Annotated in this window: 18 protein-coding genes; 8 read left to right on the top strand and 10 right to left on the bottom strand. The window is 67.8% G+C overall.

The annotated features are described in order from the left end of the window. Positions 1 to 21: 21 nt before the first annotated feature. Positions 22 to 924 carry a lipid A biosynthesis acyltransferase gene (locus VM621_RS16405; RefSeq protein ID WP_325470030.1) on the top strand — a complete coding sequence of 301 codons (903 nt, stop codon included), beginning with the start codon at positions 22 to 24 and terminating at the stop codon, positions 922 to 924. Here VM621_RS16405 and VM621_RS16400 read toward each other — a convergent pair. From VM621_RS16400 to VM621_RS16385, 4 genes are all read right to left on the bottom strand, one after another. Continuing rightward, complete coding sequence (locus tag VM621_RS16400) at positions 899 to 1,222, bottom strand: tetratricopeptide repeat protein (protein ID WP_325470029.1); 324 nt, start codon at positions 1,220 to 1,222, stop codon at positions 899 to 901. The genes VM621_RS16405 and VM621_RS16400 overlap by 26 nt on opposite strands. After that, positions 1,219 to 3,165 carry an ArnT family glycosyltransferase gene (locus VM621_RS16395; protein ID WP_325470126.1) on the bottom strand — a complete coding sequence of 649 codons (1,947 nt, stop codon included), beginning with the start codon at positions 3,163 to 3,165 and terminating at the stop codon, positions 1,219 to 1,221. The genes VM621_RS16400 and VM621_RS16395 overlap by 4 nt, the downstream gene beginning before the upstream one ends. Positions 3,166 to 3,274: 109 nt before the next feature. Beyond that, positions 3,275 to 4,306 (bottom strand): CDP-glycerol glycerophosphotransferase family protein, encoded by a 1,032-nt coding sequence (locus VM621_RS16390; RefSeq protein ID WP_325470028.1) that lies wholly within the window; start codon positions 4,304 to 4,306, stop codon positions 3,275 to 3,277. Further along, the gene (locus VM621_RS16385) at positions 4,303 to 5,136 is read right to left on the bottom strand and encodes a glycosyltransferase family 2 protein (protein WP_325470027.1); all 834 of its coding nucleotides are present in this window, start codon (positions 5,134 to 5,136) and stop codon (positions 4,303 to 4,305) included. The genes VM621_RS16390 and VM621_RS16385 overlap by 4 nt, the downstream gene beginning before the upstream one ends. Positions 5,137 to 5,209: 73 nt before the next feature. Here VM621_RS16385 and VM621_RS16380 point away from each other — a divergent pair, with 73 nt between their 5' ends. After that, entirely contained in the window at positions 5,210 to 6,040 is an 831-nt protein-coding gene (locus VM621_RS16380; RefSeq protein WP_325470026.1) for a glycosyltransferase family 2 protein, read from the top strand. On the opposite strand, the gene VM621_RS16375 is transcribed toward VM621_RS16380, so the two are convergent. The 5 genes from VM621_RS16375 to def form a co-directional block, all read right to left on the bottom strand. Further along, positions 6,032 to 7,000 (bottom strand): glycosyltransferase, encoded by a 969-nt coding sequence (locus VM621_RS16375; RefSeq protein WP_325470025.1) that lies wholly within the window; start codon positions 6,998 to 7,000, stop codon positions 6,032 to 6,034. The two genes, VM621_RS16380 and VM621_RS16375, sit on opposite strands and share 9 nt — an antisense overlap. 2 nt (positions 7,001 to 7,002) lie before the next feature. Further along, on the bottom strand, positions 7,003 to 8,277 hold the full coding sequence (locus tag VM621_RS16370) for an O-antigen ligase family protein (protein ID WP_325470024.1): 1,275 nt from the start codon (positions 8,275 to 8,277) through the stop codon (positions 7,003 to 7,005). A 171-nt stretch (positions 8,278 to 8,448) separates the two neighbouring features. After that, the gene (rsmB, locus tag VM621_RS16365; RefSeq protein WP_325470023.1) at positions 8,449 to 9,753 is read right to left on the bottom strand and encodes a 16S rRNA (cytosine(967)-C(5))-methyltransferase RsmB; all 1,305 of its coding nucleotides are present in this window, start codon (positions 9,751 to 9,753) and stop codon (positions 8,449 to 8,451) included. Further along, the gene (fmt, locus tag VM621_RS16360) at positions 9,750 to 10,682 is read right to left on the bottom strand and encodes a methionyl-tRNA formyltransferase (RefSeq protein ID WP_325470125.1); all 933 of its coding nucleotides are present in this window, start codon (positions 10,680 to 10,682) and stop codon (positions 9,750 to 9,752) included. The genes rsmB and fmt overlap by 4 nt, the downstream gene beginning before the upstream one ends. A gap of 17 nt (positions 10,683 to 10,699) precedes the next feature. Beyond that, positions 10,700 to 11,203, bottom strand: a complete 504-nt coding sequence (def, locus tag VM621_RS16355; protein ID WP_325470022.1) for a peptide deformylase — start codon at positions 11,201 to 11,203, stop codon at positions 10,700 to 10,702. 206 nt (positions 11,204 to 11,409) lie between these two features. Here def and VM621_RS16350 point away from each other — a divergent pair, with 206 nt between their 5' ends. The 5 genes from VM621_RS16350 (at position 11,410) to VM621_RS16330 (ending at position 18,438) form a co-directional block, all read left to right on the top strand. Next, complete coding sequence (locus tag VM621_RS16350) at positions 11,410 to 12,564, top strand: LysM domain-containing protein (RefSeq protein ID WP_325470021.1); 1,155 nt, start codon at positions 11,410 to 11,412, stop codon at positions 12,562 to 12,564. A gap of 123 nt (positions 12,565 to 12,687) precedes the next feature. Then, on the top strand, positions 12,688 to 13,827 hold the full coding sequence (gene dprA, locus VM621_RS16345) for a DNA-processing protein DprA (protein ID WP_325470020.1): 1,140 nt from the start codon (positions 12,688 to 12,690) through the stop codon (positions 13,825 to 13,827). Between the two features lie 101 nt (positions 13,828 to 13,928). Further along, complete coding sequence (locus VM621_RS16340) at positions 13,929 to 16,487, top strand: DNA topoisomerase I (protein ID WP_325470019.1); 2,559 nt, start codon at positions 13,929 to 13,931, stop codon at positions 16,485 to 16,487. A 1-nt stretch (position 16,488) separates the two neighbouring features. After that, entirely contained in the window at positions 16,489 to 17,058 is a 570-nt protein-coding gene (locus VM621_RS16335) for an L-threonylcarbamoyladenylate synthase (protein ID WP_325470018.1), read from the top strand. 21 nt (positions 17,059 to 17,079) lie between these two features. Continuing rightward, a complete protein-coding gene (locus VM621_RS16330; protein WP_414674559.1) occupies positions 17,080 to 18,438 on the top strand; it encodes an AMP-binding protein in 1,359 nt (452 codons plus the stop codon). On the opposite strand, the gene blaOXA is transcribed toward VM621_RS16330, so the two are convergent. Next, a complete protein-coding gene (gene blaOXA, locus VM621_RS16325; protein WP_325470017.1) occupies positions 18,428 to 19,270 on the bottom strand; it encodes a class D beta-lactamase in 843 nt (280 codons plus the stop codon). The two genes, VM621_RS16330 and blaOXA, sit on opposite strands and share 11 nt — an antisense overlap. 144 nt (positions 19,271 to 19,414) lie before the next feature. On the opposite strand from blaOXA, the gene purD reads away from it, so the two are divergent. After that, positions 19,415 to 20,698: a phosphoribosylamine--glycine ligase gene (gene purD, locus VM621_RS16320; protein ID WP_325470016.1), complete on the top strand. Its 1,284-nt coding sequence runs from the start codon at positions 19,415 to 19,417 to the stop codon at positions 20,696 to 20,698. Positions 20,699 to 20,742 lie beyond the last annotated feature (44 nt).

Genomic DNA, 20,742 nt, shown 5'->3' with positions numbered 1-20,742 from the left:
TGCGGCGGTACACTTCCTCGGATGCGTCCCGATATCTACCTCCTCTATCTCCTGCTCCGGCTGGTGAGCCTGTTTTCGCTGCGGACCGTCCATGCGGTCGGGGCCTGGATGGGGCGGCGCGCGTTGCGTGCCCACTCGCACAGTACGCACGTCACCGCCGTGAACCTGCGCCTGACACGCCCCGAACTCACCGACGCCGAGCGGGCCGAGCTCCTGCGCAAGACCATGGAGGAGGCCGGGAAGTCGGTCACCGAGGTGGCTGCGATCTGGGGCGCCGGCGCCGACCGTTCGCTCGGGCTCGTGCGCGAGGTGATCGGTGGCGACTTGTTCGAGGCGGCGCTGGCCTCCGGCAAGGGCGTGATCGTCGCCGCGCCCCATCTCGGCTGCTGGGAACTGCTCAACTACTGGCTGTGCAGCAAGACCCCGATGGCGATCCTGTACCGGCCGCCGCGCATCCAGGCCATCGAGGGCCTGCTGCGCAAGGTACGCGGCAAGCTGGCGCCCGAGCAGGTGCGGGCCGAGGGTGCCGGGGTGCGTACGCTGTTCAAGCGCCTCGGTGCAGGCGGTACCGTCGGCATCCTTCCCGACCAGCGGCCTCGCGAAGGCGAGGGCGTGTTCGCGCCCTTCTTCGGTGAGGAGGCGCTGACCATGGTGCTCCTGCCGCGACTGGCGGCACGCACGGGGGCGACGGTGCTTTTCAGCTTTGCCGAGCGCCTGCCGGCGGGGGCGGGCTTTCGCATCCACGTCCTGCCCGCCCCGGAGGGCATCGACAGCACCGATCTCGACGTTGCCTGCACCGCGCTCAATCGCGGTGTCGAACAGTGCGTGGAGCGCGCGTTCACGCAGTACCAGTGGCACTACAAGCGTTTCAACGCATCGGGCCGCAATCCTTACTGGATCAACCGTTCCGCGAAAGGCGATTGAGGAAGACGGTCATTTCCTTCGCGGCCTGCTTGTCGCCGCGACCGGTCGCGGTGGCGATACCCTGGCGCCACGCCTCGGCGGCGCCGGCTTCGTCGTCCATGGCAAGCAGCGCCTTGCCCAGCAGTTTCCACGCCGCGGAATAGGCGGGATCGAAGCCGAGCGCTTCGCGGAAGGCGCTAGCTGCATCGGCATAACTGCCGTCGCCCAGATGGGCGTTGCCGATCGAAAACCTCAACAAGGCCCCATCGCGAACGCCACCGATCTGCGCGCGAAGACGTTCGACGAGGGGATCGGTCATCGCACCGCCGTCCGCGTGCGCCAGTAATCCTGCGGATAGAGCAGGGTCGGCTGCTTTGGCTCCGGCGGCAGGCGGTCATTGTGCAGCGCGTTGAGCGTGGTGGCGTCCCAGATCATCATCCAACTGGTGCGCGAAGGCTGGATAAGCCGTGCGAAGCGGAAGGCGTTGGCCGGCGGATGCTTGGCGTAGGAGACCACCAGGCCGTCGGGGTGGCGTTTGGCGAAATCGTCCAGGCTGTCGCCGTCGTGGATCGCGCCGCTGTCGTCGTCCTCGTCGGCCTGCGGGGCGGCGCCCGGCAGTTCGTTGAGGCGGGCGATCGGATGCATCAAGCGTCCGGCGAAGTGGTACTGGCCGTTGTATTCGTTGCCCAGGTTGGCGATCGGGTGGCCGGCCGCATCCGCCTGGCCCAGGAAGGTCGAAGCCGGGGTGAGGTCGTAGCGATACCACAGGCCCAGCGTGAACAGCGCATTGAGTGCCGCCGTGCCGATAAGTCCGGCAAACGCCAGGCGGCGCATTTCACCCCGGCCGCGCAGCAGGAGCAGGGCGCCGAGGACGACGAAGATCACGCCGAAGAAGCGCGAGAAAGGCGCCATCCCCGTGAGCCAGATGTTGTCGGGGAAACGCGTCGGTACCACCGAAGGCATGGCGAACAGCACGATGGCCAGCAGGAAGGCGCCCAACGAGAGCGGCCAGGTGCCCAGGGCGTAGTTCGCGGCCAGGCCCTTGTGCCGCTCGCGCAGGTCGGCGACGGCGGCCGCTACCAGCATGGTCACGCCAGCCAGCTCCGGCAGCACGTAGTAGAGCTGCTTGCCGCTGATCAGCGAGAAGGTGAGCAGGGCCGGCAGCAGCCAGGCGACGAGGAACGTCAGGCCCGGCTCCAGCGGTTGGCGCACCAGCGCCACGAACAGCGGCACGAGTACCAGGACCAGCAGGAGCTGGTCCACATGCGCGTTGAAATGGGCGCCAGCGGCCGAGACGAGCAGCAGGGCCAGGGCGGCGCCGGCGACGATCAGCGTCGCGCCGGTGCCCGCCGGCCACGGCCGCCGGAACAGCGTCATCGGCACCGCGACGATGCCGCGCAGCCAGCCGCTCAGCGGGAACACGATCACCGGCAGGAAGATCAGGTAGTACCAGGCGGGTCGGGCGTGGTTCTGCAGGTCGTGCGTCTGTCGGTCGACCACGCGTCCGGCGGTTTGCGTAAAGAACAGGCGCTGGCGATAAGCCTCACCTCCCGCCTCGCCGGCGGGAATCGCCCAGGCCAGCAAAATGGCGAAGCCAAGCAGCAGGCCGAGCAGCCCGAAGCCGTACCAGCGTGCGCGGTTTTCTCGGGCCCAGGGGTTCCACAGGGGGCCGAGCAGGAACGGGAAGAGGACGTGCACCGCCATCACCGGCCCCTTGGTCAGCAGGCCAAGGCCGATCATCAGGCCGAACAGCCACCAGCGCGGCTCGGCGCGCGTGGTCGTTGGCGTGAGGCAGAGCAGCGCGGCCAGCACCCAGACGACGAGGAGCACCTCGTACATGATCTGCAGGCCGAACAGGAAGGCGTAGGCGAAGGCCATCAGCAGCCACGGCGTGGCCTTGGCCACCCACGGACGCGTGGGGAACAGTCGGCTGGCGAGCACGGACGCCAGCACCAGCTGGGCGCCGCCGAAGATCACCTCGAGCACACGCGGCCAGACGTCGTTGACGCCGAACACGGCCCAACCGGCATGGATCATCCAGAACAGCAGGGGCACCTTCTCGCTGTAGGGTTCGCCATTGATATGCGGTACCAGCCAGTGGCCATGCGCCCACATTTCCCACGCCACGGCCAGCGTGCGTGTGGAAAACATCGGCATGGGACCGTGCGAGAAGATGGCGAGCAGGGCCATCGCCGACCACAGCGGCAGCCAGGGCCAGAGGGCGCGAAGGTGTTCCGAGCGGATATAGGCGCTATTGGGCAAGGGCGTCGTCACCGTTAAAGGATCATGAATTCTAAACGTACGACCGGTCGAATGGCTGACTGCACTCCTACCGCCCCCTTCGTCGCCGCGACGTAGACGCCCACGCCGGTCAGGCGGGGCCCCAATAGCCGATGCGCCGCCGGATCTTCAGTTTGCGCCACAGATTGAGCGGCTTACGGCGGCGGTTACGCCCGCCCTCGGCAATGAACCGGTCGATCGCGTCGAGCACCCGCTCACTGGACTTGCCGTCCCGGTAGGGATGGATGCTGGTTCCGAAGTCGTCGATCGCCTTCATCAGTTCCGGCGAACGGGCGAGCGCGCGCTCGATCGCCGGCTCGAACTGTTCCGGATCGTCGATATCGATCAGCTGCGGACCTGGCGCGCGGTTCTTGAAGGTCACTACGGGCTTGCCGGTGAGCAGGAACTCGCTCAGCGCGGACGAGGTATCCGAGCACATCATGTCGACCTGGCCGAACAGGTCGAGGATGTTGTCGTCGTCGGCAAAGCGCAGGTTCTCGTTCGCCAGGGCACGGTACTTGGCCGTCGTCTCCGGATTCATCTTCGGGTGGAAGGTGACGATGAAGCGGTAGCGGCCGTCGCGCGACAGCTCGCGGACCTTGTCGTAAAGGATTTCCGCAGCGCTCCATGACGGCGAGAACGTGGAGTGATACAGGATCACCGGCGGCTGGCGCACCGGCGGCACCGGCCTGGCGCCCATCTCGCCCATGAAGGGATCGAGCTTCGGCCAGCCGGTTTCCTTCACCGCGAAATGGCCCATGGTCGCCGCGATGTCGCCGAAGGCCCGGGTGTCCTTGGGGCCGGTGGTGCAGTAGAGGTCGAAGAAGCCACGGATATAGATGTGCCGCGGCTTGCCGGCATTGAACCCGTGAAAGGTCTCGACCTTCACGCCGGGGAAGAAATGCGGCACGGCGTTGCTCGAGGTGACCACCGCGATCGGGTTGAACCGGCGCACTTCCTCGGTCGTCCGCAGCCATGTCTCGCCGGCCACGAGGTCTTCGCCACCGGGGCCGTCGAAGAACCACGCCGCCTCGTCGCCGCGCGCGCGGATCGCCTCCTGCAAGGGGCGCAGGATGGCCAGCGCATAGCGCTCCGAGCCGTAGAGGAGGTAGTGCTTCTTCATGTGGGGGTTTCCGAGCCACGGTCGAGGCCGTGACGCTGCAGGGCCGTGGCGGCGGACCCACGCGAGGCGGGGTTGTGCCGCATTTCGTAATAGCGCATGCGCTTGTACACCGCGTAACTGGCGGCCGTCTGGGCGATGATGAAGCCCCGCCAGCCATCCAGCATGGCGAGGCGGAACACGTAATCCTTGATGAAGGCGAGCAGGAAAACGAACGGGGTCTGCCACATGCGCGGCGACTTGCCCTTGTCGTACCAGTCGCGGCACTTCAGCTCGGAGTAGCGCAGCACTTTCAGCTGTTTCTCGACCAGGCTGGGGTTGTTCACGTGGTCGAACGGCGCGCGCAGCGTGCGCGACGCACCGTCGAAACGCAGCGATTCGTGCACGCGGGCGTCGGTCCAGCGCGCGCGGTCGCGGTGCCACAAGCGGGCCATCTTTTCGCCTACCGCGGGCCGGTACCATCGCATCGGCGCACCCATGTAGATCGTTCGCCGGCGCAGGAAGACGGCGGCATCGCCGCTGGCCTGTATCGACGCCAGCGCCGCTTCCAGTTCGACCGCCAGCTCGGGCGAGAGGAACTCGTCGGCATCCAGGGCGAGCAACCATGCGTGGCTTGCCTGGGTGGTGGCGAAGTTGCGCTGGGGGCCGAAGCCCAGCCAGTCCTGGTGAACCACGCGTGCGCCATGCGCCTGCGCGATCGCCACCGTGTCGTCGGTGCTGCCGCTGTCGATCACCAGCTTCTCGGTCGCAAACGGCACGCTGTCCAGGCAGCGGGCGATCGTATGCGCCTCGTTATAGGTGATCACTACAAGGGTCAGGGGGAGGCTCGCCATCGGCAAAGTCTAACCGAATCGCCCGCGGCCCCGGACCGGCAAGGTTGAGCCGTTCCCGTTATCCTTCGCCTCCATGCGTATTACCGTCGCCATCATCACCTACAACTGGCCCGCCGCCCTCGAGCGCGTGCTCGAGTCGCTGGCGCGGCAGACCCGCCTGCCCGACGAGGTCATCGTCACCGACGATGGCTCGACCGAGGAGACCCGCCGCGTGATCGAGCGTGTGGCGGCCACGTTTCCCGTGCGCCTGGTTCACCTCTGGCAGCCCGACGACGGTGCGCGGATGAGCCGCGCGCGCAACCGGGCCATCGCCGCGGCGACGGGCGATTACGTCATCATCCTGGACGGCGACATGGTGGCCGAGCCGCACTTCGTCGCCGACCACGAAGCCTTCGCCACGCGCGGTTGCTACGTGCAGGGCTCGCGTGTGCTCAGCGACGAAGCCCTCACTCGCCGCATGCTCGCCGACGGGTCCGTTCGCGCCACGTTCTTTACGCCGGGCATCGAGCGGCGCCGCCACACCCTGCGCATCCCCGCGTTGGCGCGCTGGTATGCGAAGCCGGGCCAGAAGACCCGCGGCATCAAGAGTTGCAACATGGGGTTCTGGCGTGAGGACCTGCTCGCCCTGAACGGCTTCAACGAGGGCATGACGGGGTGGGGTCGCGAGGACACCGAACTGGTCACGCGGGCGTTTCACGCCGGGCTGCTGCGGCGCGACCTGCGTTTCAGCGCGCTCGCCACGCATCTGTACCACCGTACGCGCAAGAACATCGTCGACAACCCGAACGACCGCATCCTCGACGAAACGCGGAAACGGGGCCTGGTGCGCTGCGAGCTCGGCGTCGACCGGCACCTGGCCGAGTTCGTTACGCCACCGCCCGACGTTCGCCCCGCTTCAGCGTAAGGCGTCCAGCGCCGCCCCCAGCCGTGGCGTAAAGGCGGCCTCGTTGTCGAGGTACCAGCGACGCGCGTTGTCGCCGAGTGTTTCGCGCTCCGCCGCGGACATGGCGATGGCGCGTTCCACGGCCTGCTCCAGGGCACGCTCGTCGAACTGCCACGTACCTGCCAGGTGGAACGCCTCGCCCGCCGTCGCGCGGACGGGCAGGCCTCGACTGGCGTCGATCATCTGGTTCATCGGGGCGCCATCGCAGGCCAGCACGACGGCGGCGCAGCTCATCGCCTCGACCAGGTAGTGCCCCCAGCCTTCCGTCTGCGACAGGCACAGGTGAAACGCGCAGCTGTTCTGCAGCCGGCGGACATCGGCATCCGGGAGGTGTTCCCGCACGATGCGCAGATTGGTCGCGCCGCCTTCGTCTTCCGCCGTGGGGCCACCGCGAAGCACGGTGAGCAGCGGCCACTCGGGGTGGCGCTTCCATACCTCGATCAGGCGGGTCGTGCCCTTCAGCTGGCTCGAGCCCGCGGCATGAAGAAAGCCCTTCGGGTCGCGTGGCACGCTCGCGTCGAAGCGGTCGCGGCTGCGAAAGCCGACGTCCAGCGCGCGCAGGCCAAGGTCGGTGAAGATCCGCGTCGCCTCGTGCGTCTTGGTCAGCAAGGCGTCGTAACGCCCCAGATAGCGCTGGGCCCGCGCCGACACCCACTCCGGGTTGGGCATGAGCAGGTTGCGCCGCGCCAGGCCGAAACTCGCCGGGCGCACATGTTCCAGCGACAGGTTGATATCGAAACGGGGCGCGCCCAGCAGCATGCGTAAACGCATGCCGCGCAGTCTCCACTTGCCGTCGTGACGGCGCGATCCGAGCCGGGAGACCGTGACCTCGTGCCCGAGTGCGCGAAGGGCGTCCTCGACCACGCGGATATCGTGGGAGAGACCGCGCTGGTTGTCCCAGGCGAGCAGGTGGATACGCAAGGTCAGGTGCCCACGCGCGTGCTGCGCCGTGTCCCCAGCGGCAGTGCCGTGGCCATCACGAAGCCGAGCACGAGGAACAGGAAGAACGAATGCGGCATGGCGCGGTAGAACACGTTGTCGGTCATGGCCGAGAGCGCGTACATGGTGATTACCGCCAGTCCGGCCGTGGCCAGCGTGGCCACCCATTCGTCGCGATCGCCGAGGCGGCGGATGAAGTGCATTGCCGGCAAGGCGAACAGCAGCAGCACGATCAGCAGCGCGGGCACGCCGCCGGTCGCCGCCGCCTCGAGGTATTCGTTGTGGGGATGGTCGTACTTGGCGATGACCTCGTTCGCCTCGCCGCTCGCGATCCTGGCGCGCGTATACGTGCCGAATTGGTCCACGCCCACGCCGGCGAGGGGATGCTCGCGGAAGGCGGTCCAGGCGGATTCCCACATCGCCATGCGCTCGCGCACCGGCCCCACCGAATTGTCCTTGCTGAACGTGGACATCTCGCCGCTGACCTCGCTGAAGCGCCGGACCACTTCGCGGTCCAGCGCCGTCGTGGCGGTTGCCACGCCCACGGCCAGCACGGCCACGAAGGCCAGCGCGCCACGCCATCGACGCGTACGACGCACGTGCACCGCGATGACGATGAGCAGGGCCGGTATGAAGGCCAGCATGGGGCCGCGGCTGTGGGTCAGGATCGCACCATAGGCGCCCACGGCGACAGCCACGCCGTGCAGCCAGCGCTCGCCCAGGGCGATGCCCGGCTGGATCAGCCGGATGATCGAGAACAGGGTCATGCACAGCGTGACCATGGTGAACTCGATAGCGCTCCAGGTGCCGCCGTTGATGCCATAGGCCCGATCCACCCCCATGACGTAGCGCTGGACGATGCAGGAGCCGCCCAGCACGAGGGTGGTTACCGCGAACGCGGTCCAGATGCCACGCCAATGCAGTCGCCCGGTAAACGCCGCCGCGGTGAGGAGGAATACGAGGGTCTGCGCGGGCAGGTCGAGTTCGTTCCAGCCCAGCCGATGAAAGGCGATATTGAACACGGCATAGGCGAAGCGCAGCAGGCAGATCGCCACGATCGTCCAGGCGACCCGGTAGCGCAGGCGGGTTTCCGCGCGCGTGATGAGCATGACGATGCCGGTGATCACCAGCACCAGGATCGGCAGGGCCTTGACCTTCCAGGGAACGGACACGGCGATCGGTATGATCGCGACGAGCGCACTCAGGAGAAGCGCTCGCCAGGAGCGTGTTGGATCAGCGGCCGGGATGGCTGCGGTCATGCATAACTTCCATAAGCGCCCGTCAGGGACGCCGCGGCCATGGCATGCCAGGCTGCGGTGCGGGTTCGCATGGGCACGCGAATTGCCCGCGATGTTACATCACCGCTGCAACCGTCCGGACGCTGTGAGCGAGGTCTAGCGGGCGCGTGCCTGCTTTTGGTTCAGGTGATCTCAGCGCTTGCGGAGCAGGGCGTAATACATGCCATCGAGGTCGCCGTCGCCCGGAAGAACCTGCCAGCCGCAGGCGGTCGGTTGCCCGACGGGCAGCGCGAGCGGGGTGGCGACGATGTCGGACCTGCCGGTCATGAACGCCGCCACGACGCCGTCGTTCTCGCTTCTCAGGATCGAGCAGGTCACGTAGAGCAGGCTGCCGCCCGGGACGAGGAGATCCCAGCAGGCGGCCAGAATCCGCGCCTGCTGGGCGACCAGCGCGGGAATATCCGCTTCGCGCCGGTGCAGGCGCACGTCCGGCCGACGTCGGATCACGCCGGTGGCCGAGCACGGCGCGTCGATCATGATCCGGTCGAACGGCTTGCCGTCCCACCAGCCGGACGCATCGCCGGCGTCGCCGGTGATCACCGTGGCCCGCAGGCCGAGGCGCTCCAGGTTCTGGCGTATCCGGGGGATCCGCTTGGCTTCGGATTCGACGGCGACCAGATGGACATTGGCCCGCTCCAGCGCATGGCAGGCCTTGCCGCCCGGGGCGGCGCAGGCATCGAGCACACGCTGGCCGTTGGCCAGGCCGAGGAGATCGGCAGGAACCTGGGCGGCGCCGTCCTGGACCGCGAAGTCGCCCTGGTCGAAGCCGGGCAGTCGGGTGACGTCGGTGCTGTGGGGCAATACGAGCCCGTCGGCCAGCCAGGGATGGAGTTCCGCCGTCTGCCCGGCGCCCGCGAGGCGCCCGACGACTTCCTCGCGGGTGGCGCGGTTGCGGTTGACGCGAAGCATGAGCGGCGGCTCCCGGTTGGCCGCGGCGAGGATCGATTCGGTCTGTTCGGGCCAGTCGCGGGCAATGGCCGCTGCCAGCCACGCCGGATGCCCATGGCGCGTCGCCGGCGTGGCGTCCAGCGCGGCGTTGAGCGTTTCGCGTTCGCGCTGCCAGCGCCGGAGCACCGCATTGACCAGGCCAGCCAGGCGCGGGCGTCGCAGCTCGCGCACGGCCTCGACCGTGGCGGCCACCGCGGCGTAGGCGGGTAGTTCGAGCACTTCCAACTGGACCAGCCCGATCACCAGCAGGGCGTGGACGACGGGCTCGTTGCGCCGGATCGGCTTGTCCAGCAGCTTGTCGATGGCGGCATCGAAACGCGTCCACCAGCGCGCCCCCTCGTTGAGCAGGGCGGTCAACAGGGCGCGGTCGCGGGAATCGGGGAGTCGGGGAAAGGCCTTGTCCGCCACGTCGCGCAGCGAATGGCCCGACAGGGCGATGTCGGCCAGCGCGTCGGCGGCCAGCGCGCGAACCGAGATCGGCGGGCTCACGAGACGGCCTGCTTCAATTCCGGCCTGGCATTGAGGTAGTCGGCGGCGCCGATGGGACGCCCGCCCGGACGTTGAATCGAGGTGAGGCGCAGCACGCCTTCGGCACAGGCGATATCGATGCCCTCGCGGGTCGCCGCGATCACCTGGCCTGGTTCGGCGGAGGACGATACGCCGTCCAGCGCGCGAGCCGACCAGATGCGCAGGCGTTCGCCGGCGACATCGGCCTCGGCGACGGGCCAGGGATTGAACGCGCGGACCTTGCGCTCGAGCGCGATGGCGGCAAGCTGGAAATCCAGGCGCGCCTCGGCCTTGTCGAGCTTGTGGGCGTATTCGACGCCCCCTTCGGCCTGAATGCGCGGGGTCAGTGTTTCACCGGCCATGGTCCGGCGCAGGCCTTCGGCGAGCGCATCCGCGCCGAGCGCGGAGAGACGATCGTGGAGGGTGCCGCCGGTGTCGTTCGCTTCGATCGCCGTGCGCCGCTCGACCAGCACGGGGCCGGTATCCAGGCCTGCCTCCATTTGCATGAGGTCCACGCCGGAGACCTCGTCGCCGGCGAGGATGGCCCGCTGGATCGGCGCCGCGCCGCGCCAGCGCGGCAGCAGCGAGGCATGCACGTTCCAGCAGCCGAGGCGCGGAATGGCAAGCACCTTGCGCGGCAGGATAAGCCCGTAAGCGACCACGACCATGAGGTCCGGCGCATACGACGCCAGTCGATCGCGGTCGGATTCCGCCTTGAACGATTCGGGTTGCTCCACCGGAATCCCGGCCGCAAGGGCGGCGGTCTTGACCGGGCTGGCGGCCAGCTTGCGCCCGCGTCCGGCCGGACGGTCGGGTTGCGTATACACCGCCACGACCTCGGCGCCCGCGGCGCGGCAGGCTTCGAGGCAGGGAACGGCGAAATCGGGTGTCCCGGCGAAGACGACGCGCAGGGGGCGGGCCGGCGCGCTCAGGCGCTTGCCTTGCGCTGCTTGTCCATCCGCTTCAGGAGCATGCCCCGCTTGAGCGGCGAGAGGTAGTCGACGAAGACCTTGCCGGCGAGGTGATCCATCTCGTGCTGTATGCAGACCGCCAACGGCCCTTCCACGTCCACGACGATCTCTTCGCCGGAGGCATCCTGCGCGCGGACCTTCACGCGCAGGGCGCGGGTGACGTCGGCATAGATTCCGGGAAACGACAGGCAGCCTTCCTGGTAGACCTGCTGGCCATCCTTCTCGAGGATCTCGGGATTGACCAGCACCATGGGCTGGTCGCGGTCGTCGCTCATGTCCGCCACCAGGACACGCTTGTGGACGTTCACCTGGGTGGCCGCCAGCCCGACGCCGTTAGCCGCGTACATGGTTTCGTACATATCGGCGACGAACTGCTTCAGCTCGTCGTCGAAGACGGTGACCGGGGCGGCGACGGTGCGCAGGCGCGGGTCGGGGAATTCCAGGATGGATAGCGTAGACACGGTGTCACCTTGAACGTTTACGGGCCACTGCGGCGCGTCGTGCCTGGAAAAATGCGGGCAAGTCGGCGAAATCCAAGCAGCGCGACCCTGTAGGATGACCCCGTATTCTACGCGGGCAGCAGGGGCCGGGCGAGCCTGCGCACGTATTGTGCCCGTTAACGATTCAGTTACACTCGCGACAGCACCGGGGAAGGGGGAAATCCCGCATGATCAAGAAGTTCGCCATGCTGCTGGGCGGCATGTTTTTTACCGTGGCCGTTTATGCCGCGGCGGCCCAGCTCCGTCCCGATCACCCGGACACCTATACGGTGCGCAAGGGCGACACGCTGTGGGACATTTCGGCGCGCTTTCTTAGGAAGCCGTGGCTCTGGCCGGAAATCTGGCAGGCCAACCCGCAGGTGCGCAACCCGCATCTGATCTACCCCGGCGACGTGCTCAACCTCTCGATGTACGGTGGCAGCGCACAGCTCGGCCTGCAGCCGCGCGTTCGCACCGAGGGAGATGCCGTCACGGCGATCCCCCTTGCCGATCTGCGTATGTTCCTGAAGGAACTTCGTGTCATGGACGCCGATGCCGTCGAGCAGTCGCCGTACCTGGTCGGATTCGAAGAGAACCACCTGCGCGCCACACCGGGCAACAAGATCTACGCCAAAGACCTGGACTCCGCCGCGCCGGGCCAGCGCTGGGCCATCGTCCGGCCGACCAATCGTTTCCGCGATCACGGCGGCGACGTCGGCAATATCGACATGCTCGGCAACCGCGAGCATGGCTCGTTCGTGGCCGACGAACTCGACAGCGACGTCTCCATGGCACCGGGTCCGTGGCGCGAGGACTCGCGCCACGACACCCACAACGGCCGTGGTACCGATCAGGGCGTCGAGGTTTCCGTCATCGGTACCGCCGAGGTGATCGCCACCAACGGCGAGGTCGCCAGCCTCGTCCTCGTGGAGTCGACGCTCGAAGTACGCAAGGGCGATCGCCTGATGCAGGTCGACGACAAACCCTATGACCCGTACTTCTACCCGCATGCGCCCAAGGCCATGCCGGCCGATCCGCGGGTGATCGGCTATACCGATGCGCTCAATGGCGCCGGCAGCCGTCAGGTGGTCTCCATCTCGGCGGGTACGGCCGACGGCATCGACAACGGTACGACGTTCACCGTGATGCACCAGGGCGACAAGATCGCCGACGAAGTGTCCGGCAACTACAACCGCCGCGATACCTCGCGCAAGGTCCAGTTGCCTGACGAATACGGTGGCCACGTCATGGTCTTCCGCACCTTCGATCATGTCAGCTACGCCCTGGTTATGGATGCCCTCAAGCCGATCCAGAAGGGCGACAAGCTCACGCTTCCGGAATAACGGCCTCAGCCCGCCCCTACCGCCGGTGGGGCCGGGCTTGCCGGGAAAGACGACGAAACGGCCGCCCCCGGGGCGGCCGTTTCCACTTCCGCGGGCGGCCGGTCCGGCGTCTACACTGCCCGGATGATCGATTCCGACGACCTTCGCGAGTGGCTGATCCTCCTGCGTACCCCGGGCATGAATGCCCGCCGCCTGCGCGAAGGCCTGGTAAACCGGGGCGGCGCCGTCGCCCTGCTGCGCTGGCTGGGCCGTCCCGAAGGCCCGCTTTCGGCGGAGGGACGAGCCTGGGTCGATGCCCCCGACGAAGCCACGCTCGCCCGTGACCTCGCCTGGCTGGCCGGCGAGGACCAGCGGCTGCTGCGTTGCACGGACGAGGATTTCCCGCCCCAGCTCGAAGCCATTCCCGATCCACCCGCCGCGCTCTTCGTCAAAGGCGATGCCTCGCTCCTGCTCAGGCCCCAGGTCGCCATCGTCGGTGCGCGCCGGGCCCAGGCGCCCGGCCTCGCGAATGCGCGGCGCTTCGCCGAGGCGCTGGCCGTGGGTGGCCTGTTGGTTACCAGCGGCATGGCCGACGGCGTCGATGGGGCGGCCCACGAGGCGGCGCTGGACGCCGGCGAGCCCACCATCGCGGTCGTCGGGACCGGACCGGATCGCGTCTATCCGGCCAAGCACCACGCATTGGCGCAGCGCATCGCCGCCCACGGCGCCATCGTCAGCGAGTATCCGCCCGGGGTAGCGTCGCTGCCCCGGCACTTTCCGCAGCGCAATCGGATCATCGCGGGCCTGAGCCTGGGCGTCCTGGTGATCGAGGCCGGCCTGCGTTCCGGCTCACTGATCACGGCCCGCGTGGCAGGGGAACAGGGCCGCGACGTGTTCGCCGTACCGGGTTCCATTCACAATGCCCTGGCCGAAGGCTGTCACGCTCTCATCGCCGAGGGAGCCCGCCTGGTCCAGCGCGCCGATGAGATCCTGGCTGTGCTGGCCCCTGCGGCCATGGAGCTGGGTGCCGAGTTGCGGGCCCGTCTGGAGCGCTCCGAGGCCGGATCGGCGGTCGGACGGCGCAAGACCGGTCCCTTCGACTGGCGCCAGGATGACGAATATCGCCGCCTTCTCGACGCCATGGGTTACGATCCCGCCTCTTTGGACGCCCTGATCGGTACGACGGGCTTCACCGCTGGCGCGCTGTCTTCGATGCTTCTGATGCTCGAGCTCGAAGGCGAGGTCGCCTCCCTGCCCGGGAACCGATATCAGCGCGTGGTCTGATCGCCCGACGCTTGACAGCCATCACGGCGATATGTTTCCAACTAAATATATACATACGCTGGGGTTCACTCGCCCCGGCGGACTTCGGAACCGACTAACGCATGGCTAAGAACCTCCTCATCGTCGAATCGCCGGCCAAGGCCAAGACGATCAACAAGTACCTGGGACCCGACTTCCAGGTGCTGGCGTCGTATGGCCACGTGCGCGACCTGCGACCGAAGGAGGGCGCGGTCGATCCCGACCACGGCTTCGCCATGGCCTATGAGGTCATCGACCGCAACGAGAAACACGTCGACGCGATCGCCAAGGCGGCGAAGGTGGCGACCAGCATCTATCTCGCGACCGACTTGGATCGCGAAGGCGAGGCCATCTCCTGGCACATCAGCGAAATCCTCCGCGAGCGCGGCCTGCTCGAGGGCAAGGACGTCCAGCGCGTCGTTTTCAGTGAAATCACGCCGCGCGCCATCAAGGAAGCGGTCGCCAACCCGCGCAAGCTGTCCCACGACCTCGTGGACGCCCAGCAGGCCCGCCGCGCCCTCGACTACCTGGTCGGCTTCAACCTCTCGCCGGTGCTCTGGCGCAAGGTGCAGCGGGGCCTCTCGGCAGGCCGCGTACAGTCGCCGGCCCTGCGCATGATCGTCGAGCGCGAGCTCGAGATCGAAGCCTTCACGGCCCGCGAGTACTGGACCATCCAGGCCAACATGGCCCACCCGGAAGGGGCGTTCGACGCCCGCCTGGTCAAGCTCGACGGCAAGAAGTTCGAGCAATTCGACCTGACCAACGAGGCCGACGCCACGGCCGCACGCGCGGCACTGGAGAAGGCTGCCGCGGGCCGGTTCACCGTCGGCGAAGTAACCAGTCGCGAGCGCAAGCGCCGTCCGGCGCCGCCCTTCACCACTTCCACCCTGCAGCAGGAAGCCGCCCGCAAGCTCGGCTTTTCGACCAGCCGCACGATGCGCGTGGCCCAGGGCCTGTACGAGGGCGTGTCGCTGGGCAGCGAGGGTAACGTCGGCCTGATCAGCTACATGCGTACCGACTCGGTGGCCTTGTCCGACGACGCCGTCGCCGAGCTGCGCGAGCTGATTACCCGCGAATACGGCAAGGGCGCCCTCCCAGACGCCGTCCAGGTCTACAAATCCAAGTCCAAGAATGCCCAGGAAGCGCATGAGGCCATCCGCCCGACCTCGGCGATGCACATGCCGCGCACGGTGGCGGCCTTCCTCAACGACGACCAGCGCAAGCTTTACGAATTGATCTGGAAGCGCACCGTCGCCTGCCAGATGGTCCACGCCACCCTCAACACCGTCTCGGTCGAGTTCCCGGTGGGTGAGTCGGCGTTCCGCGCCACCGGCACCACCGTGATCGATCCGGGCTTCCTCGCCGTTTACGAGGAAGGCAAGGACCAGAAAACCGAGGACGACGACGAGCAGCGCCGCCTGCCGCGCCTGGCCCAGGGCGATGTCGTCCCCGTGGCCGCGATCGTGGCCGACCAGCATTTCACCGAGCCGCCGCCGCGCTTCTCCGAAGCCAGCCTGGTCAAGACGCTCGAGGAATACGGCATCGGCCGCCCGTCGACGTACGCGAGCATCATCCAGGTGCTGCTCAGCCGCGAATACGTGCTGCTGGAGAGCCGTCGCTTCCGCCCGACCGACGTCGGCCGCGCCGTGAGCCAGTTCCTTTCGGGTCACTTCGCCCAGTACGTCGATTACGACTTCACCGCCCGCCTCGAAGACGAACTCGACGCCGTGAGCCGTGGCGAAGAAGCCTGGGTGCCCCTGCTCGAGCGCTTCTGGTTGCCGTTCAAGACCCTGGTGGACGACAAGACCGAATCGGTGGACCGCAACGAAGCCACCGGCGCGCGCGAACTCGGCGAAGACCCGAAGACCGGCAAGCCGGTTTCCGTGCGCCTGGGTCGCTACGGTGCCTATGCGCAGATCGGCAGCAAGGACGACGAAGCCAAGCCGACCTACGCCAGCCTGCGCCCCGGCCAGAGCATGCACACCATCACGCTCGACGATGCGATGGAGCTGTTCAAGCTGCCGCGCAACCTCGGCCAGTCCGAGGCCGGTGAAGACATCACCGTCGGCGTGGGCCGTTTCGGTCCGTTCGTGAAGCAGGGCAGCACGTACGCCTCGCTCAAGCCGGAGGACGACCCGTACACCATCGAGTTGCCGCGCGCGCTGCAGCTGGTGCAGGAGAAGCTGGAAGCCATAGCCAACCGCATCATCACCGACTTCGGCAACGACGTGCAGGTGCTCAACGGCCGCTACGGTCCATACATTACCGACGGCGAGAAGAATGCGCGCATTCCCAAGGATCGCGAGCCCAAGACGCTGACCCTGCCCGAGTGTCTCGAACTCCTCGCTGCCGCGCCGGTCAAGAAGCCGCGTGGCGGCAAGGCAGCAAAGAAGACCGCCACGAAGAAGGCCGCCGCCAAGAAAGCCGCGACGAAGAAAGCCGCCGCTCCGGCGGACGCCACGGCGAAGAAAACGGCGGTGAAGAAAACGGCGACGAAGAAGGCCGCCGCGAAGAAGACGTCGACCAAGAAGACCGCGACCAAGAAGGCGGCAACCAAGAAGAGCGCCGCGAAAAAGGCCGCGGCGAAAAAGGCGCCCGCCAAATCGGCTGTCGCCAAGTCGGTTTCTCCCTCCGTCGACTGACATGCGCCGGTTCACGACGGCCACGGTCGACACGGCTGCCGCGCTCATGCGCGATGGCGGCGTGCTCGCCTATCCGACCGAGGCCGTTTACGGCCTCGGCTGCGATCCGCACGATCGCCACGCCTTCGATCGACTTTTCGCCCTGAAGGGACGGCCGGCGACGCAGGGCGTGTTGCTCATCGCCGCGGATTTCGAACAGATCGCGCCCTACATCGACCTGGCCGCGGTGCCGCCTGCCGTCCTCGGCGACGTCCGTGCCTCCTGGCCCGGGCCTCACACCTGGATTTTTCCGCGCAGCGCGGCGGTTCCCGACTGGGTGGCCGGCGCGCATGCGGGCATCGCCTTGCGGGTCACCGCACACGCACCCGCCGCCGCGCTCTGTCGTGCCTTCGGCGCGCCGTTGGTCTCCACCAGCGCCAACCCGCACGGCGAAGCACCGGCGCGCGACGTGACCACGCTGGCGCGCTACTTCGGCGATCGCCTCGACGGTGTGCTCGAGGCGCCACTCGGCGGCCAGGAACGCCCCACCACCATCCGCGACGCCCTCAGCGGCGCTATCATCCGCGCCTGAGAGGGGGAGCCGCCGTTGTCGATCTTCCATTCCGAGATTTCCGGGCGCCCTGGCGCAGCGTCTTTCCCATTGCTCGTCGGTGCGCCTTCCCGCGTGGTTGCCTGGCGCGACGGACAGGCCGTCACGGCGGCGACCTTCCTGGGTCATGTGCGCCAGGTGGCGGCGACGCTTCCCGAGGCCGACAGCGCGGTCAATCTGTGCGAGGACCGCTACGCCTTCCTCGTCGCCTTCACGGCCCTGGTCCTGCGCGGCCAGACCAACTTGCTGCCACCCTCGCGGGCGGCCCACGCCGTCGATGAAGTGATGGCGAATCATCCCGGGGCATACGCCATCGGCGAACTCGACCTGGCACCGTCGCCGCCGGGTTACCTGCGCATGCCCGTGCTGGACGACGTGTCGCCCGCCTACGGTGGCATTCCCTCGATTCCCGCCGAGGCCGTGGTCGCCATCGGCTACACCTCGGGATCGACCGGCAAACCCAAGCCCAACATCAAGACCTGGGGCAGCTTCGTCGCCAGCAACGCAGGCAATGCCCGCATGCTCGGCCTCGCCATCGGCGACGCGTTCCATGTCGTCGCCACGGTGCCGCCGCAGCACATGTACGGCATCGAGATGTCCGTGCTGATGCCGTTGCTCTCCGATGTCGGCGTGCACGCCGGCCGGCCGTTCTTTCCGGCGGACGTCGCGACCGCGCTCGCTTCGCTGCCAGAGCCGCGTGTCCTGGTGACCACGCCGGTGCACCTGCGCGCCCTGATCGAATCCGGTATCGACCTGCCGCCGCTGGCCGCTTTCGTCTCGGCGACCGCGCCGATGTCGGTCGAGCTCGCCACGTCGGCCGAGGCCTGCTTCGGCGCACCGTTGTACGAAGTATTCGGTTCCACCGAAACCTGTGTGTTCGCCAGCCGGCGGACCGCGGTCGACGACGACTGGCAGCTCTACGAAGGCGTGGTGCTGCACCCGCAGCCGGATGGCACGCTGGTCGACGCGCCGCAGCTGGACGCGCCCATCGCGCTGGCCGATATCGTCTCGCTGCACGACGAGGGACGTCGCTTCCGTCTCCGTGGGCGTAACACGGACTTGCTCGAAATCGCCGGCAAGCGCGCATCGCTGGGCGATCTCAACCGCCGCCTGCTGGCCATCGATGGCGTGCGCGACGGCGTGTTGTTCCAACTGGACGAAGCCGACGCGGCAGGCATTCGCCGCATCGCCGGCCTGGTCGTGGCGCCGACACTCACCGCCGATGCGGTATTGAATGCGCTGCGCCACGCGATGGATCCGGTGTTCCTGCCGCGGCCGCTACGCCTGGTGGATGCGTTGCCGCGTAACGAGACCGGCAAACTGCCGAGGGCGCAGTTGATCGAACTGCTCGTCAGCCGCTGAACGCACCCATGTCCTGAAGCATCTGCCGGGTGAGGGTGACGCGCTTGGCGCCATCGTCGGGCAGGCGGATATCGATGTTCATGGCGAAGAACCAGCGCTTGCCGTTGTGCTCCACCCAGCCGACATACCAGCCGATGTCGCTGGCCTTGGTCGGGTCGGCGTTGTCCTGCGCCGCGTTCGTGCCCCATCCGGTCTTGGCGTGCAGTTCGTACGTCGGTGCCGATTCGTAGACCGTGATGCGGCGGGCGATTTCCTGGGCGCGCTCGGAGAACGGCAGGGTCCCGTCGGCCAGGCGGCGCAGGAAGCTCACCTGCTGCTCGGCCGAGATACGCAGGCCTCCATCGAGCCAGAAACGGTCGATACCCCCAGAGATATCGCGGTTGCCGTAGCCGACCTTGTCGATCCAGGCCTGCATGCGCTGCTGTCCGGCGCGCCGCGCCACCTCCTGGTAAAACCATACGGTGGAGTAGCGCATGCCGCTCGCCAGGCTGTTCGCCCGGTTCCATTCGGCCATGGGCTTGCCGCCGACGGAGCGCACGGTGCCGTCCCAGGGAATCGGTTCGAACTCGTCGCTCACGGCACCCGTATCGATGGCGACCATGGCGTTGAAAATCTTGAACGTGGAGGCAGGCAGGTAAGCGTGGCGTGCCCGCTTGGCGTCGAAGACATGCATGGTCTTCGTGCCTTCCTCATAGACGAGCAGCGTGCCCTGCAGATGGGCCCGGGCGAACGCGCGACCCCACTCGGGATGTTCGCGCCATGTGTCGGCGTGAATGGTGGTCGCGAAGACGAGGGCGGCGAGGGCGCCAAGCAGGGCGGCGAGACGAGGCATGGTGAATCTCCCTAACGGTGAGGTGCTGTCCGGACCGAGCCTGCCGGTGGGTCGGGGTCGCGGCGGGGCGTCCAGAAGGCGATTCCAGGGCACGTTGTCGGCGACGCCGGGTAGAATGCCGGGTTCAAAGTCTGGAGACACCCCATGAAAGTCCTCGTTATCGGCGGCGGTGGCCGCGAACACGCGCTGGCCTGGAAGCTCGCTCAGTCCGCCCGCGTGGACGAGGTCATCGTGGCGCCGGGTAATGCCGGGACGGCTCGCGAGCCGGGCCTGCGTAACGCGCCGGTGGCCGTAACCGATATCGACGGCCTCCTCGCGCTGGCAAAGAGCGAGGGCGTCGGTCTCACCGTGGTCGGGCCGGAAGTGCCGCTGGTCGCCGGCGTGGTGGACCGCTTCACCGCGGCAGGCCTGCGCTGCTTCGGCCCGACGGCGAAGGCGGCCCAGCTCGAAGGCAGCAAGGCCTTCGCCAAGGACTTCCTCGCCCGGCATCGCATTCCCACGGCGCACTACGCGGTGTTCACCGAGCTGGCGCCCGCGCTGGCCCACGTGCGGCAGACCGGCGCGCCCATCGTGATCAAGGCCGACGGCCTCGCCGCAGGCAAGGGCGTGGTCGTGGCCATGAGCCTGGGCGAAGCCGAGGCGGCGCTGGAAGACATGCTTGGTCAGCAGGCGTTTGGCGACGCCTCGTCGCGTGTGGTCATCGAGGAATTCCTCGATGGCGAAGAAGCCAGCTTCATCGTGATCGCCGACGGCAAGCATGCCTTGCCGATGGCGACCAGCCAGGATCACAAGCGCCGCGACGATGGCGACCTCGGCCCCAACACCGGGGGCATGGGTGCGTATTCGCCCGCGCCCGTCGTGACCGAGGACGTATCCGCGCGCGTGATGCGCGAGATCATCCAGCCGACCCTCGACGGCATGGCCGCCGATGGCGCGCCGTTCACCGGGTTCCTCTACGCCGGGCTGATGATCGACAAGGCCGGCGTGGCCAAGGTCATCGAGTTCAACGTTCGTTTCGGCGACCCGGAAACCCAGCCCATCATGCTTCGCCTGACCTCCGATCTCGTCGATCTGATCGAGGCGGCGCTCGACGTCGATGTCACAAAGGCGCACGCCGAATGGGATCCACGTCCCGCGCTCGGTGTCGTGCTTGCCGCCGGCGGTTACCCGGGCAAGGTCCGCGCCGGCGATGCGATCGAAGGCGCCGATGTCGACTTCGGCGAGGACGTGAAGGTCTTCCACGCCGGCAGCGCCCTGTCGGCCGATGGCCGCCCTGTCACCGCCGGGGGCCGTGTCCTCACCGTCTGCGCCGTGGGTGACGATCTGATGGCTGCGCGGGCCGCTGCGTATGCCGCGTTGGAGACGGTTCGCTTCGACGGGGCGTTCTTTCGCCGCGACATAGCCCATCGCGCGCTGGCGCGGCTCTGACGTCGTGACGCAGGGGCTCGGGTACACTCACCGCGACTAAACGG

This window comes from Luteibacter sp. (genome assembly GCF_035539195.1).
Classification (GTDB): domain Bacteria; phylum Pseudomonadota; class Gammaproteobacteria; order Xanthomonadales; family Rhodanobacteraceae; genus Luteibacter.
This window is presented reverse-complemented; position numbering and strand designations above follow the sequence as displayed.

Excerpts from the sequence above, each read along its gene's own strand:
- blaOXA (WP_325470017.1), bottom strand. The coding sequence starts at position 19,270 with ATGCCTCGTCTCGCCGCCCTGCTTGGCGCCCTCGCCGCCCTCGTCTTC.
- purD (WP_325470016.1), top strand. The coding sequence starts at position 19,415 with ATGAAAGTCCTCGTTATCGGCGGCGGTGGCCGCGAACACGCGCTGGCC.
- VM621_RS16400 (WP_325470029.1), bottom strand. The coding sequence starts at position 1,222 with ATGACCGATCCCCTCGTCGAACGTCTTCGCGCGCAGATCGGTGGCGTT.
- VM621_RS16390 (WP_325470028.1), bottom strand. The coding sequence starts at position 4,306 with ATGAAGAAGCACTACCTCCTCTACGGCTCGGAGCGCTATGCGCTGGCC.
- VM621_RS16385 (WP_325470027.1), bottom strand. The coding sequence starts at position 5,136 with ATGGCGAGCCTCCCCCTGACCCTTGTAGTGATCACCTATAACGAGGCG.
- VM621_RS16380 (WP_325470026.1), top strand. The coding sequence starts at position 5,210 with ATGCGTATTACCGTCGCCATCATCACCTACAACTGGCCCGCCGCCCTC.
- VM621_RS16335 (WP_325470018.1), top strand. The coding sequence starts at position 16,489 with ATGCGCCGGTTCACGACGGCCACGGTCGACACGGCTGCCGCGCTCATG.
- VM621_RS16370 (WP_325470024.1), bottom strand. The coding sequence starts at position 8,277 with ATGACCGCAGCCATCCCGGCCGCTGATCCAACACGCTCCTGGCGAGCG.
- dprA (WP_325470020.1), top strand. The coding sequence starts at position 12,688 with ATGATCGATTCCGACGACCTTCGCGAGTGGCTGATCCTCCTGCGTACC.
- VM621_RS16405 (WP_325470030.1), top strand. The coding sequence starts at position 22 with ATGCGTCCCGATATCTACCTCCTCTATCTCCTGCTCCGGCTGGTGAGC.
- VM621_RS16350 (WP_325470021.1), top strand. The coding sequence starts at position 11,410 with ATGATCAAGAAGTTCGCCATGCTGCTGGGCGGCATGTTTTTTACCGTG.
- VM621_RS16340 (WP_325470019.1), top strand. The coding sequence starts at position 13,929 with ATGGCTAAGAACCTCCTCATCGTCGAATCGCCGGCCAAGGCCAAGACG.